Origin of the sequence: Pseudochryseolinea flava (assembly GCF_003286915.1) — a bacterium.
GTDB classification, from domain to species: domain Bacteria; phylum Bacteroidota; class Bacteroidia; order Cytophagales; family Cyclobacteriaceae; genus Ohtaekwangia; species Ohtaekwangia flava.
The window spans coordinates 143,396-156,690 of the sequence record NZ_QMFY01000015.1 but is presented as its reverse complement, the minus strand read 5'-3'; the positions used below and the strand labels follow the sequence as shown (position 1 = coordinate 156,690).

The following is a 13,295-nucleotide window of genomic DNA, read 5'->3' as shown; positions in this document are numbered from 1 at the left end:
TCGAGACTTCAATTGGTTTAATGAACATCACATACAATTTATTCAGGCTAACTCAACTGAACGTTAGTCTAAAAAGGTAGATATCCGCTCGATGAGGGCAAGAATCCTCCTATAGAGGAGAAAAAAAATCAACGTCGACATAAAAACCGTACGGATGATGCCTCTAAAAATGATTAAAAAAACGAAGCATCTCCAAAATCGGGTTTTTAGAGATGCCCTTAATCGTTAATCGTTAATCGTTGATTAATAAATATTCTATCATAAAAAAAAGAAGACCTTTTGGGGTCTTCTCTTTTAACGAATAATATTACTTGTCGCGATTATTTCACGACGTTAATTTTCAGCGTGTTTGTTCTCGCGCGATCTTGGATTGGCATGCTGGCCATGAAGATGAAGATGTCGCCGGATTTAACGTGACCTTCAGCCTTCAACTTCGCTTCTACATCGGCAATCGTTTCATCGGTAGAGTTTGTCTTATCGTAATGATAAGCGCGTGATCCCCACACGAGGTTCATTTTGTTGATGAGTGACTTGTTAGATGTGAATACGAAAATATTTGTATTCGGGCGATGCGAAGATGATTTGAAGGCTGTGTAGCCAGACGCTGTCATGCCGACGATGGCTTTCGCGCCTACGTCTTTTGCCAACTTACAAGCGGCAAGTACAAGGCTATCGTTTACGTACACTGGAGATTTTGGATCTACATCACGGAAACGGAAATACATGTTTGGATTTTTTTCAACGGAAGCGATTGTACGCACCATGCTTCGAATTACTTCGATTGGATATTTTCCGGCAGCAGTTTCAGCAGAAAGCATTACGGCATCCGCACCATCCATTACAGCATTGGCCACGTCGTTTGTTTCCGCACGTGTTGGACGAGGATTTTCGATCATACTTTCCATCATCTGCGTAGCAACAATCACAGGTTTACCAGCTTTGTTACATTTCTCCACGAGCATTTTCTGCACCATTGGAACTTCTTCGAGCCAGATTTCAACCCCGAGGTCACCGCGGGCAACCATGATGGCGTCGGTACATTCGATGATCTCATCGATATTGCTCAGCGCTTCTGGCTTTTCAATTTTAGCCACGATTCTTGCTGACGATTTTTTATCATCGATCATTTTACGCATCGACTGGATATCGAACGCTTTTCTTACGAAAGAGAGCGCGATCCAATCAACGTCGTTCGCAATCCCGAATTCAAGGTCTTTAAGATCTTTCTCGGTGAGTGAAGGAGCCGACACTTTACTGAACGGCAGGTTGATACCTTTGCGAGATTTCAATGGGCCTCCGTACACTACTTCGGTGACAACTTCTTCGCCACGAACTTCTTTTACTTTCAATTCGATTTTGCCGTCGTCGACGAGGATCATATCGCCAACCTTAACATCGTTAGGGAGATTTTTGTACGATGTGCTGGCAATTTTCTCATTACCGATCAGGTCTTTGGTGGTAATGACGAGTTCTTGTCCGGCTTCAATGATAATGTTTGGCGCCATTTCATCGATGCGGATTTTAGGACCTTGAAGATCTTGAAGCAAGCCGACTGTTGTTCCGAGTTCTTTATTGAGTTCACGAACAAATTGAATTACTTTCAGGTGGTCTTCGTGTTTGCCGTGCGAAAAGTTCAATCTAAAGATGTCGACTCCTTCATTAATGAGGGAAGCCAGCATTTCTTTAGAGTTTGATGCAGGGCCTACAGTGGCAACAATTTTAGTCTTGTTGTACGATACTTTGTCTGACATAGGGTTTATGGTAAGTCGTAATATTGAGTGGTATGGTAAGCGTTGTACGGCATTCGATCAGAAGATAAAGTTTGATTTGGATTTCAGCCCTTCCAAAGGAATCGTGGCAACGAACTGAACAGATGGGATAGACTTGATCAAATTAAGCAATTGCTGATGAGCGTACTGATCTTCCATAGCCGCCAAAATTATAAAATCGAAGTGAGGAAATTCAGGGATTAAAAAATACTTTCCGGGGTCATTCTCAAAAGCTTTGTTTTTGAATAATTTCAAACGATTGAGTTGTGTTTCATAAGCATAGAAAGAAAAGCACTTTTCTTCATTATTTTTGAATCCGACGACCAAATCGGGCTGTTTTATGAGGTTAATGTGGAGTGCTTGATTCAAGTCCCACGCCAGCTTGTATCCCTTCACCGTAGAAGTGAGACCGAGGAGGTCAAAGTTGAACTCATAGTCGATGATCAGCTTGCTTTTCTTCATCTGGTATATTAAAAAGGCTGTTTTTGGTCATTCTAGGCAAGATCAAAAAAGTTTGACAATATTGACGCAAATCTCTTTCTTTGCACAGATTTTTAAATCATAAACCTTAAAAACATGTCTGAAATTGCACAAAAAGTAAAACAGATCATCATCGAGAAACTTGGTGTTGAAGAATCTGAAGTTACTCCCGAGGCTAGCTTTACTAACGACTTAGGCGCTGACTCACTTGACACTGTAGAATTGATCATGGAATTTGAAAAAGAATTCAACATCTCTATTCCGGATGATCAAGCAGAGAATATCTCTACAGTAGGCCAAGCTATCTCTTACTTGGAGCAGAACGTGAAGAAATAATTGACGAGCGTCTCATCACAACCACATACTATCCATCATGCAATTAAAGCGAGTTGTCGTTACAGGACTTGGTGCACTCACTCCCATCGGAAATACTTTACCGGAATACTGGGACGGATTAAAGAAAGGAACGAGTGGCGCAGCCCCGATCACACGCTTTGATGCGACAAACTTCAAGACCAAGTTTGCCTGCGAGATTAAAAATTTCGATGTCGGCAATTACATGGACAGAAAAGAAGCGCGTAAGATGGACCCGTTCGCACAATATGCGATGGTGGCTGTTGATGAAGCGATAAAAGATTCAAACCTCCCGTTAGCGGATCTTAACCCAAACCGCGTTGGCGTTATTTGGGGATCTGGTATCGGGGGGTTACTCACTTTCCAAGAAGAAGTTAAAAGCTATACGAAAGGAGACGGCACACCGCGCTTCAATCCTTTCTTTATTCCTAAAATGATCCCCGATCTAAGCGCGGGTCATATTTCAATTAAGTACGGTTTCAGAGGCCCTAACTATGTTACGGTTTCTGCGTGCGCGTCATCAACGAATGCCCTATATGACGCTTTCACATTTATCCGTCTTGGAAAAGCAGACATCATTGTGTCTGGCGGCTCTGAGGCTGCTGTTTGTGAAGCCGGTGTTGGTGGATTCAATGCGTTGAAAGCGCTCTCGGAAAGAAACGACTCCCCTGAAACAGCATCGCGTCCTTATGATAAGGATCGTGATGGTTTCGTACTTGGCGAGGGTGCTGGTGCACTGATCCTCGAAGAATATGAGCATGCTAAAAAGCGTGGTGCAAAAATCTATGGTGAAATCATCGGTGGCGGTATGTCATCGGATGCTTATCACATTACTGCTCCTCACCCTGACGGCGCAGGTATCATTCAAGTGATGTACAACGCCCTTGAAGATGCAGGTATCACGGCTGATCAAATTGATTACGTAAATACACACGGTACATCAACACCACTGGGTGACCTTGGCGAAATCAAGGCGATCCAAAAGGTGTTTGGTGATCATGCCAAGAAGATCAATATCAGCTCAACCAAATCTATGACTGGTCACTTGCTCGGAGCAGCAGGCGCTATTGAAGCGATCGCATGTCTCTTGGCCATTAACGAGTCAATCATTCCACCGACCATCAATCACTTTGAAGATGATCCAGGATTGGATCCATCACTGAATTTGACTTTTAACAAAGCACAAGAGCGAAAAGTGAACATTGCTCTCAGCAATACCTTCGGTTTTGGTGGACACAATTTCTCAGTTCTTCTTAAGAAAATTTAAGCTCGACGCGCGTGGCTAACGGTTCGCCGGATCAAGTTACCTATCCCACTGGTTATCAATCTTACAGTGACATGAGGATATGGAATAACTTATTAAATTAGCATTGAGGAATACAACACACACTGCTTGGTCTGGAAAATCCTAAAGATACCGAAGAGAAAAGCGAAGACAGATGAGAAACTCATCCGTGCAATTGAAAACATTGCTGGTTTGTCTCCGTCAAATATCGAATTGTACCGACTTGCTACGGTTCATAGCTCTATCGCCAAAGAAAATGGTGAAGGTTTTAAAGAGTCAAACGAACGTCTCGAGTACCTCGGCGATGCTATTCTTGGTGCTGCCGTTGCCGATTATCTTTTCAAAAAATTCCCCTACCGTACCGAAGGATTTCTGACAGAGATTCGCTCCAGAATCGTTAATCGTGAGGCGCTGAATTTACTGGCGCGAAAAATTGGCGTCGGTAACATTGTCCAATACGATCAAAAGAACGCTCACCTTCAACAAGTTATTCTCGGCAATACCTTGGAGGCGATCGTGGGCGCGATTTACCTGGACAAGGGCTATCTGCGCACCAAAAAGTTTGTCATCGACAAGCTTATCAATCCAAACTATGATCTCGACGAATTAGTCAATTCTAATTCCAACTATAAAAGTAAAATCATCGAGTGGGCACAACGCGAAGGAAAGGAAGTACGCTTCGAAATCTTGAACGTTAAGAAAGGAAAAAATCACAAAGAATTCACCGCACAGGTGATGGTCGACAATGCCCCCCAAGGCACCGGGTATGGAAATAGCAAGAAGAAAGCAGAGCAAGATGCTGCGTTCAAGACGTGTGAGCTGCTGAATCTGATGGAGCCGTAAAATATCCGAATATCGAATAGAAATATTTGTTTTCATCAAACCGTTAGCTGTTATGAAATTTGATTTAGAAGAACGACTAGTTCATTATGCCGTAGCTATTCTGGAGCTATCAGAAGTATTGCCCGCAACCAAGGGAGGAATTCATCTTTCAGGACAAATAGCAAGTTCTGGACCAGCTCCTGCACTATTGTATGGAGAAGCCCGATCCGCTGAATCCAGATGAGATTTCGTCATAAAATGAAAATTGCGCTTAAAGAGTTACGAGAATCTAGGATTAACCTGAGAATAATTCAGATGAAGTACAATCGGATGATTCATTAAACAGCATCCTGAATGAAACGAATGAACTCATTTCCATCTTCGTTAAGAGTATTCAAACAGCGCTCAAAATTTGAAGTTGTAACCGTTATTCATTCATTTCGATGTTCGATATTCAGTGTTCGATATTCGATATTTGCATTATGACTTTAAAAATCGGCGGCGCCACGGTAAACCAAATTCCTTTCGATTGGAAGAATAATTCAGAGAACATCATTCAAGCGATTGAAGAAGCGAAACGGCAGCAGATTAAAATCCTGTGTCTTCCTGAGCTTTGTGTCACAGGCTATGGCTGTGAAGATATGTTCTTAAGCGACTGGCTTAGCGAGCGCGCGAAACATGAGATCGACAAGTTTATCAATTATACAGCGGACATCACGATCTCGGTTGGTCTGCCAATACGCATTGGCAACACCACGTATAACGGCGCGTGTGTTATTAGCAATAAAAAAATACTCGGTGTTACGTTGAAACAAAATCTTGCCAATGATGGTGTTCACTACGAACCACGTTGGTTTGAACCATGGCAGCCTGGCAAAGTAGTAGAGATTTATATCGGAAGCGAAGTTGTTCAAGCAGGCGATCTGATTTATCACGCCGAAGGAATTTCATTCGGCTTTGAAATCTGCGAAGATGGTTGGCGAAAAACACGACGTCCGGGTTATCGATTGAAAGAGCGTGGCGTGCAATTAATTCTGAATCCAAGTGCCAGTCACTTTGCGATGGGTAAGAGTTTGCTGCGAGAATCAGAGGTGGTCATGGATGGCTCACGCATGTTTAACTGCGTATATCTTTTTACCAACTTGCTTGGTAACGAAGCGGGCCGAATGATTTACGACGGCGATATCATTATCGCACAAAAAGGAAAACTGCTCGCGGTAAACGAACGCTTTTCATTTAAGTCATATAACGTACTTAGTTGTCAGGTTGATTTTAGCAATCCTCAACATAGCGAAACGATCACCCTTACAGACAGCAAAGATAAAAATGAGGAACTCAGTAAAACGCTTGCACTGGCGCTGTTCGACTACATGCGCAAGAGCAAATCGAGGGGATATGTGCTTTCATTAAGTGGTGGCGCTGACTCTTCCATTTGCGCAATCTTTGTTGCCGAGATGGTGCAACGTGGCGTGAAGGAACTTGGTGCAGAAGCGTTCACAAAAGCGTTGAGTTTGGAGAAGCCGATAGCGCATTGGAAGGATGCTGTATCACAAATCTTAGCATGTGCTTACCAGGGAACAAAAAATTCATCTGATACGACGCTTCACGCGGCCAAGACATTAGCGGATTCCATCGGCGCACGTTTCCATCAATGGACGATCGATGATGAAGTAAATTCGTACACGAAAAAAATAGAGAACACCATAGGTCGAAGTCTAACGTGGGATACCGACGACATCACCTTGCAGAATATTCAAGCTCGATCGCGTTCACCCATCATATGGATGCTCGCAAACATCAACCGCGCGGTACTGCTAACAACGTCAAATCGCAGTGAGGGTGATGTTGGTTACGCCACCATGGACGGCGATACGAGTGGTAGTCTTGCGCCGATCGCGGGACTCAGTAAAGTTTTCATTTTACAGTGGCTACGATGGGCCGAAAAAACGTTGGGATATGCAGGCCTTGCCCCTGTTAACAATCTTCAGCCGACGGCGGAGCTTCGGCCTCTCGAGCGTAACCAAACCGATGAAGCGGATTTGATGCCTTATCCCCTCTTGGCAGAAATCGAGCATCACGCCATCTTCCAAAGAAAGTCGCCCCTACAGGTATTTGATTCCCTGAAGGGCCAGCATGACCCAACCGCGCTGAAGGGTTACATCAAAAAATTCTTCCGACTTTGGACCATCAATCAATGGAAACGCGAACGTATCGCGCCTTCATTCCATTTAGATGACCTCAATGTTGATCCAAGAACATGGTGCCGATTCCCCATTCTGTCATCAGGCTTCTCGGAAGAACTGATGCTGTTAGACAATACGGTTTAGAAGGGTAGAAATCGATTAAAGGTCAAACTTTCTGCTTCAGCTTTGAGCTTTCTGCTTTCCGCTTTTAGCTTTAATACTATATTTGCCGCCTATGGGTATCCTCAACTATTTCATCTGGAACGCAAGTCCTGAGATCTTTTCCTTTACATGGTTCTCGCTACGTTGGTACGGTTTATTATTCGCGCTTGGTTTTTTGATCACGCAGCAGATTCTGTATTACATGTATCGCAAAGAAGGCAAGCCTGAGAGCGATGTGGATACCCTAACGATTTACATGGTCATTGCCACTATCCTTGGTGCACGATTGGGCCACGTTATATTTTACGAACCGCATATCATTTGGGAAAAACCGCTGAGCATTTTTCTTCCCTTTGAGTTCTCGCCAAACTTTCAATTCACCGGTCTGCAAGGACTTGCAAGTCACGGGGCAGCCATTGGGATTTTGCTCGCTTTATACATTTATAGTCGAAAGCGTAAACCTGGACAGACTTATCTGTATGTGTTAGATCGGATTGTAATTCTGATCGCGCTTACAGGCGCCATGATTCGACTCGGTAACTATTTCAACTCTGAAATCATTGGAAAGCCTTCCGATGCACCTTGGGCGGTAGTGATGGTGAATCCATTAACAAAAGACATCGAGCGTAACGACATCAACAAAGACATCGAATCGATCAGCTATGTTCAGAACGATTCTTCAGATGCCTCTACATCATCGCGGGAGCCTGGACAACGGCCCATGTATGCGTATATCACCTACAAGACTGGCACCTCACTCGCCAAAGCGACTAGCATCGCCTATAATGCCGTAAACAGTGTATCGGATAATCGTGATCATTTTGAGCCGATAGCACAACAACGTACGGTAGAGACAGCGGAAGGTGTTGTCTCTAAAATTTCCCTTGTCGGTATTGCGCGTCACCCGGCACAGCTTTATGAGGCAATCTCATGTGTCGCCCTGTTTCTGTTACTGATGGGCATGTGGTTTAAACACAAAGAAAAGCTCGTTCCTGGCCGTATTTTCGGAATATTCTTACTCTGGCTATGGCCAATGCGCTACCTGATCGAGTTCTTTAAGGAACCTCAGGTGACGTTCGAGGAGGATATGACTAGCTTTTTCGGGTTAAACATGGGGCAGGCTTTGAGTATTCCGCTAATTATCGCGGGTATCATCATCCTCGTGCGTTCCTATCGAAAAAAGGAAGCCTAGAAATCCGAATCATACTCCCGAAACGTTTATCTTGATGGGTAGTGTGGACCTAGGATTTTTGTATGCTGGCAGTATTTATTAGTCTTTTCAGTTTCCTCTCGTTGCAAGAAGCACCGACGCCTGCTTCTTCGGTAGAGGCTGCCGATACTGTTTGGAAAAGTAATGTTCAACGCCGTCTTACAGATTCCACAGGACATTTCCTGAAAGTAAATCGCATCGTTTTAGTTGGGAATGCCATCACACGTGATCGTATCCTGTTACGTGAGTTGAGTCTTAAATCAGGCGACGTTGTTTACAGCAACGACCTGAAAGATATACTTGACCTCGACAAGAAGAAACTAATTAACACACGCTTATTCAACACAGTTGAAATTAAATCCCTTCCGTTCAGCAAAGAGGAGGTTGACCTTGTGGTGAGTGTTAACGAAAGGTGGTATACATTTCCTTCGCCCATATTCGAGTTAGCCGATCGAAATTTTAATGAATGGTGGGAAAACTATGAGCACGATTTTAGGCGCGTCAATTATGGATTACGTCTCTATCAATTCAATATGCGTGGACGAAATGAAACGCTACGATTGGTTGCACAGTTGGGGTTCTATCGAAAATTCGAAATCAATTATAAGATTCCTTATTTCGACAAGAAGCAAAAACAAGGACTCATTTTCGATTTCGAATATTCGGAAACCAAAAATGCTCCAGTATTGACCGATGAGCACAAACTGGATTTTCTGGAAGACGACCATGTCATCCGGGTTCATCGCGGCGGTTCCGTGGCATACACGTACAGAAATTCATTCTACGATCACCATGTACTCAAGGCTGAATTTAGAAGCAACAGCATTGCTGACACGGTTACTGAAGTCAACCCCAATTATTTTGGTGAAGGCGAAAGATTACAACGATACACTGTGCTCTCCTATCAATTTACGTCCGATCATCGCGACTACTTTGGATATCCCTTGAATGGATACTACTTCAATACCATTGTATCGAAATCAGGAATATTTAGAAGAGATGATTTAGACAAATTTGAGATTACAGCTTCATACGCAAAATTCTTTAACCTCGGCAAGAATTATTACCTCTCCAACAACATCATTGGATTCTGGAGTACGCCGGATAGACAACCTTACAATGCTTTCGGCGCCATGGGGTATCGAAAACAATTTATTCGCGGTTATGAAGTATACGTTGTCGAAGGCCCTACTTACTTCCTCAATAAGACGACATTCAAAAAACGAATCTTCAGCAAGACGTATGACTGGAAGTCGATAGCGATACGTCAATTCAGACACATACCACTATCGATCTACATCAAGATGTATGGTGACTTCGGCTATGTGCAAAACTATCCGATCTACGAAGAAACGAATAAGAATACGCTACTGAGCAATCGATTCTTAACAGGTGCAGGTGTAGGACTTGACGTCGTAGGATCCTATGACGCCGTGATTCGATTCGAATATTCATTTAACGTGATGGGCGTCGGTGGATTTTTTATTCACTTGAAGCGCGAGTTCTAATATTTCCACGGTTTCGCTTTTCCTTTCTTATCGTATTTCAACCACGCGCCTACTTGTTTACCGGCGTCATAATTACCCGAGTAGGTAAGCTTACCGTCATCGTCGAAAAACTTCCATTCGCCATGCTCCATTCCGCGGTGGTAACTTCCTTCTTGAATTAAAACGCCTTCTTCGTTATAAACTTTCACGGCACCTTCCGGATAGCCGTTCTGGTAATGAACGATCTTTTTCAACTTGCTATTGTTGTGAAAGTAGATCCACTCACCTTGATAACTGCTCTCTACAAAAATTCCTTTGTGATCGAGTGCACCATTCTCAAAGTAATAATGTGATGAATCGTGAAGCATGCCCAGCCTCCAGTGCTCAATACCCTGCTTCACACCGCTTTCAAAAAAATACTCGATCAAACCGTCAAGTACGCCGTCTTTAAAATTCTCGCGCGCCATGATTTTTCCAGAGGGATAATAGTAAGTCCATGGCCCTTCTTTCTGGTTGTTCATGACCATACCTTCCGACCGAATTTTGCCCGACGAATACCGATCGATTTTGTTTTCCTGTGCCAGCGCAGCCTGACAAAAAATGATCAGGAAAACATAGTTGAGTATGTGGTTCATTTCTACTTAAATTTAAAAAGTAATTATTACCCGTTGTGTTAAAATACATTCCCGTTGTGTACTTCGTGTGCACTGGCATTGCTTTGTTTTCGCAAAGCGCAAACACCCTTATTGGTTCTCGTGCTCAGGCCCTTGGATATTCCTCCGCGTGCCTTTACGATGAATGGTCATTGTTCAACAACGCAGCAGGAGTTGCCAATATCAAGCACCTTGCCGCAGGCTTCACCTATGAAGCTAATCCCGGATTTAGCTATTTTAATCGCGCTGCTTTCGTTACAAGCATCCCAATCAAATTCGGTGCCTTTGGCGTGGGTGCACAGCGATTTGGTGATCATCTCTATAACGAACACGTTGTAAGTACCGCATTCGCAAGCACTTTCGGACTCGCTTCAATCGGTGTAAAGATAAACTACATTCAATACCACGTGGAAGGCTCCGGAAATAAGTCCCTCTTCAGTTTCAACTTTGGAGGGATTGCAAAACTCACCGACCAACTATCCGTGGGGGCGCACATCATCAACATCAACCAAGGGAAACTAACGGAAGACGGAATAGACCGAATTCCTACCATCCTTCAAGTTGGGATTGCTTTCAAAGCTTTCACAAAGTTGACTGTAGTCACCGAGGTACAAAAAGATTTAGAGTACGACGCACTTTGGAAAGGTGGTATTGAATACCAGCCCTTCAAAAAATTCTTATTCAGGACAGGCTTTAACATCCATCCCGATGCAGCTTTTGCTGGCTTCGGTGCAAGATTCCAAAAAATGCACCTCGACTATGCGGCTACCTTTTTACGTCGCGCTGGTGTATCGCATCAGGCTTCCATCATTTATCATTTTCGCGCCGCCAAAGAATGAAAACATTTCCTATCCTTCTTTCATTCCTGATTGCTTGTTACTACTGTCATGCACAAGACTATCCGCGTTACCAAATCGATATCCAAAACATTATTGATGACGCGTATGGCTACCAAGAAGAAGTCTTGAACTACGATGAGCTCTATGAAAATCTTTTACAGTTTCGCTCGCATCCGAAAAATCTTAATAAAATAGACGCAGACGGTCTGCTTGAGTTGCATGTGTTGACACCGGCACAGATACAAAGTCTATTGACTTATCGCGCCAACGTCGGTGAATTTGTTTCTATTTATGAATTACAAGCTGTTCCCGATTTTGATTTACCGATTATTTACAAGCTCATTCCTTTTGTGTTTGTGCCCGACCCCTCCGCGGTAATTTCACGCGGGCTGTTTCAAAGAATACGCGAGGAAGGTGATCACTATCTACTACTGCGTTATGGCGAATCTCTGCAACGCAAAGCTGGCTTTACAGAAAGTGATAGCAGCAAGCAATTTAAAGGCTCGACAGGAAAACTTGCGGTTCGTCTGCGATCATCAAGGCCTGGCGATTTTAGTTTTGGTTTATCCTTTGAAAAAGATGAAGGAGAACCCATGCGATGGTCGACACGAAACAAACAATATGGTTTTGACTATTCTTCTTTTCATTTACAACTTGTAAACAAGGGACGACTAAAAAATATAATCCTTGGTGATTTTCAAGTACAGTTTGGACAAGGGCTTGTTCTCGGTGGCGGCTTCGGTATGGGTAAAGGCGGAGAGACGATTACGAGTGTTCGCAAAAGCAATATTGGGTTACTTCCGTATACTTCATTCTATGAAGCTGGCGCTTTCCGAGGCATCGCTGCAACAGTAGAACTCTCACGGAAATTCATAATTACCAATTTTGTCGCACGTAACAACCGTGATGCGCGCGTAGTAGAAAATGAAGACGCTGAATTCATCACCACGCTTCAGACCACCGGACTTCATCGCAATGAAAAAGAAATGGCCATGCGAAAGCAAAGCACGGAAACAAATGCCGGCATCGTTTTGCAATTCAAGCATCAAGGATTGGAAGCGGGCATCATCTCTCATTACTTGTCCTACGACAAACCACTGACTAAAAAAGCAGCACTCTACAACCAATTTTCTTTTTCAGGAAAAACGAATCTTAACAATAGCATCTATTTGAACTACAATTGGCAGAATATTTCCTTCTTCTCGGAGATTGCAAATTCGATGCAGGCTGGCAGTGGCTTCATTACCGGTGTATTGGCAAGTCTTCACCCAACTTTCGATTTGTCGTTGGTCGGCAGATTTTACCAACGCAATTACCATGCGTTGTATGGAAATGCTCTTGCGGAAAATACGACAGCACAAAATGAACAAGCGTTATATTGGGGATGGAAATACCGAATGAACCGACGATGGACCGCGAGCGGATACATCGATCTATTTGTATTTCCATGGATAAAGTTCAGAAATTATCAACCCTCTCGCGGTAGTGAATGGCTCGCGAAAATAGATTACACGCCCAATCGCAAAGTAAAATTCTTTGTGCAGTTTCGGCAAGAGGAAAAGAGCCGCAATCAGTCGAATGAGGGGCCATTGTATATATCGTCTGCTACACGCAAACAAAATTGGGTAGTCAGTTCAGTGTTTGGTATCGGTCAGAAATTAAGATTACAAACAAGGCTGCAAGGCAGTAACTTCAAGTTCAATAGTGACTACAGCGGAGGAATAGCAGTCATGCAAGACATTAGTTTTGAAGCCGGTAAATTTGAATTTTCCGCACGCTATGCGCTGTTCGACACCGATGATTTTGACAATCGACAATACGCCTATGAAAAGGATGTTCTACTGGCCTACAGTCTACCATCGTATTACGGACGTGGTGTCCGTCACCTGGCTATGCTCGAATACAAAGTTAGCCGATCTTTAACGTTGTGGTTTCGGTATACACAAACACGTTACGCGCACCGGGAGGAGATTGGAACAGATTTGGAGATGATAAAAGGTGATTTGGAAAGTGATGTAAAGTTTCAGGCACGATTGAAGTTTTAGTTCTCC

At 43.5% G+C, this 13,295-nt stretch carries 11 protein-coding genes; 8 read left to right on the top strand and 3 right to left on the bottom strand.

Annotation, left to right across the window (positions count from 1 at the left end):
- Positions 1–320 precede the first annotated feature (320 nt).
- Both pyk and DQQ10_RS22680 read right to left on the bottom strand, forming a co-directional pair.
- On the bottom strand, positions 321–1,751 hold the full coding sequence (pyk, locus tag DQQ10_RS22685; RefSeq protein ID WP_112749222.1) for a pyruvate kinase: 1,431 nt from the start codon (positions 1,749–1,751) through the stop codon (positions 321–323).
- 57 nt (positions 1,752–1,808) lie between these two features.
- Positions 1,809–2,231, bottom strand: coding sequence for an IPExxxVDY family protein (locus DQQ10_RS22680; protein ID WP_112749221.1), 423 nt, complete (start codon positions 2,229–2,231; stop codon positions 1,809–1,811).
- Between the two features lie 114 nt (positions 2,232–2,345).
- Between DQQ10_RS22680 and DQQ10_RS22675 the strand changes: the two genes are divergently transcribed.
- The 6 genes from DQQ10_RS22675 (at position 2,346) to DQQ10_RS22650 (ending at position 9,773) form a co-directional block, all read left to right on the top strand.
- On the top strand, positions 2,346–2,585 hold the full coding sequence (locus DQQ10_RS22675) for an acyl carrier protein (protein ID WP_025537672.1): 240 nt from the start codon (positions 2,346–2,348) through the stop codon (positions 2,583–2,585).
- Positions 2,586–2,622: 37 nt separating this feature from the next.
- Positions 2,623–3,870, top strand: coding sequence for a beta-ketoacyl-ACP synthase II (fabF, locus tag DQQ10_RS22670; protein WP_112749220.1), 1,248 nt, complete (start codon positions 2,623–2,625; stop codon positions 3,868–3,870).
- Positions 3,871–3,996: 126 nt separating this feature from the next.
- Positions 3,997–4,731: a ribonuclease III gene (gene rnc, locus DQQ10_RS22665; protein WP_112749219.1), complete on the top strand. Its 735-nt coding sequence runs from the start codon at positions 3,997–3,999 to the stop codon at positions 4,729–4,731.
- 461 nt (positions 4,732–5,192) lie between these two features.
- Positions 5,193–7,037, top strand: a complete 1,845-nt coding sequence (gene nadE / locus DQQ10_RS22660; RefSeq protein WP_245970505.1) for an NAD(+) synthase — start codon at positions 5,193–5,195, stop codon at positions 7,035–7,037.
- A 91-nt stretch (positions 7,038–7,128) separates the two neighbouring features.
- Complete coding sequence (locus DQQ10_RS22655) at positions 7,129–8,247, top strand: prolipoprotein diacylglyceryl transferase (RefSeq protein ID WP_112749218.1); 1,119 nt, start codon at positions 7,129–7,131, stop codon at positions 8,245–8,247.
- A 62-nt stretch (positions 8,248–8,309) separates the two neighbouring features.
- Positions 8,310–9,773, top strand: coding sequence for a POTRA domain-containing protein (locus tag DQQ10_RS22650; RefSeq protein ID WP_112749217.1), 1,464 nt, complete (start codon positions 8,310–8,312; stop codon positions 9,771–9,773).
- On the opposite strand, the gene DQQ10_RS22645 is transcribed toward DQQ10_RS22650, so the two are convergent.
- On the bottom strand, positions 9,770–10,387 hold the full coding sequence (locus DQQ10_RS22645) for a toxin-antitoxin system YwqK family antitoxin (RefSeq protein WP_112749216.1): 618 nt from the start codon (positions 10,385–10,387) through the stop codon (positions 9,770–9,772). The genes DQQ10_RS22650 and DQQ10_RS22645 overlap by 4 nt on opposite strands.
- 35 nt (positions 10,388–10,422) lie before the next feature.
- Here DQQ10_RS22645 and DQQ10_RS22640 point away from each other — a divergent pair, with 35 nt between their 5' ends.
- Positions 10,423–11,244: a PorV/PorQ family protein gene (locus DQQ10_RS22640; RefSeq protein WP_112749215.1), complete on the top strand. Its 822-nt coding sequence runs from the start codon at positions 10,423–10,425 to the stop codon at positions 11,242–11,244.
- Positions 11,241–13,289 carry a ComEA family DNA-binding protein gene (locus DQQ10_RS22635; RefSeq protein ID WP_112749214.1) on the top strand — a complete coding sequence of 683 codons (2,049 nt, stop codon included), beginning with the start codon at positions 11,241–11,243 and terminating at the stop codon, positions 13,287–13,289. The genes DQQ10_RS22640 and DQQ10_RS22635 overlap by 4 nt, the downstream gene beginning before the upstream one ends.
- The last annotated feature ends 6 nt before the right edge of the window (positions 13,290–13,295 follow it).

What these genes read in the sequence shown, in the direction of transcription:
- pyk (WP_112749222.1), bottom strand. Translation starts at nt 1,751, where the DNA reads ATGTCAGACAAAGTATCGTACAACAAGACTAAAATTGTTGCCACTGTA.
- DQQ10_RS22680 (WP_112749221.1), bottom strand. Translation starts at nt 2,231, where the DNA reads ATGAAGAAAAGCAAGCTGATCATCGACTATGAGTTCAACTTTGACCTC.
- DQQ10_RS22675 (WP_025537672.1), top strand. Translation starts at nt 2,346, where the DNA reads ATGTCTGAAATTGCACAAAAAGTAAAACAGATCATCATCGAGAAACTT.
- fabF (WP_112749220.1), top strand. Translation starts at nt 2,623, where the DNA reads ATGCAATTAAAGCGAGTTGTCGTTACAGGACTTGGTGCACTCACTCCC.
- nadE (WP_245970505.1), top strand. Translation starts at nt 5,193, where the DNA reads ATGACTTTAAAAATCGGCGGCGCCACGGTAAACCAAATTCCTTTCGAT.
- DQQ10_RS22655 (WP_112749218.1), top strand. Translation starts at nt 7,129, where the DNA reads ATGGGTATCCTCAACTATTTCATCTGGAACGCAAGTCCTGAGATCTTT.
- DQQ10_RS22650 (WP_112749217.1), top strand. Translation starts at nt 8,310, where the DNA reads ATGCTGGCAGTATTTATTAGTCTTTTCAGTTTCCTCTCGTTGCAAGAA.
- DQQ10_RS22645 (WP_112749216.1), bottom strand. Translation starts at nt 10,387, where the DNA reads ATGAACCACATACTCAACTATGTTTTCCTGATCATTTTTTGTCAGGCT.
- DQQ10_RS22635 (WP_112749214.1), top strand. Translation starts at nt 11,241, where the DNA reads ATGAAAACATTTCCTATCCTTCTTTCATTCCTGATTGCTTGTTACTAC.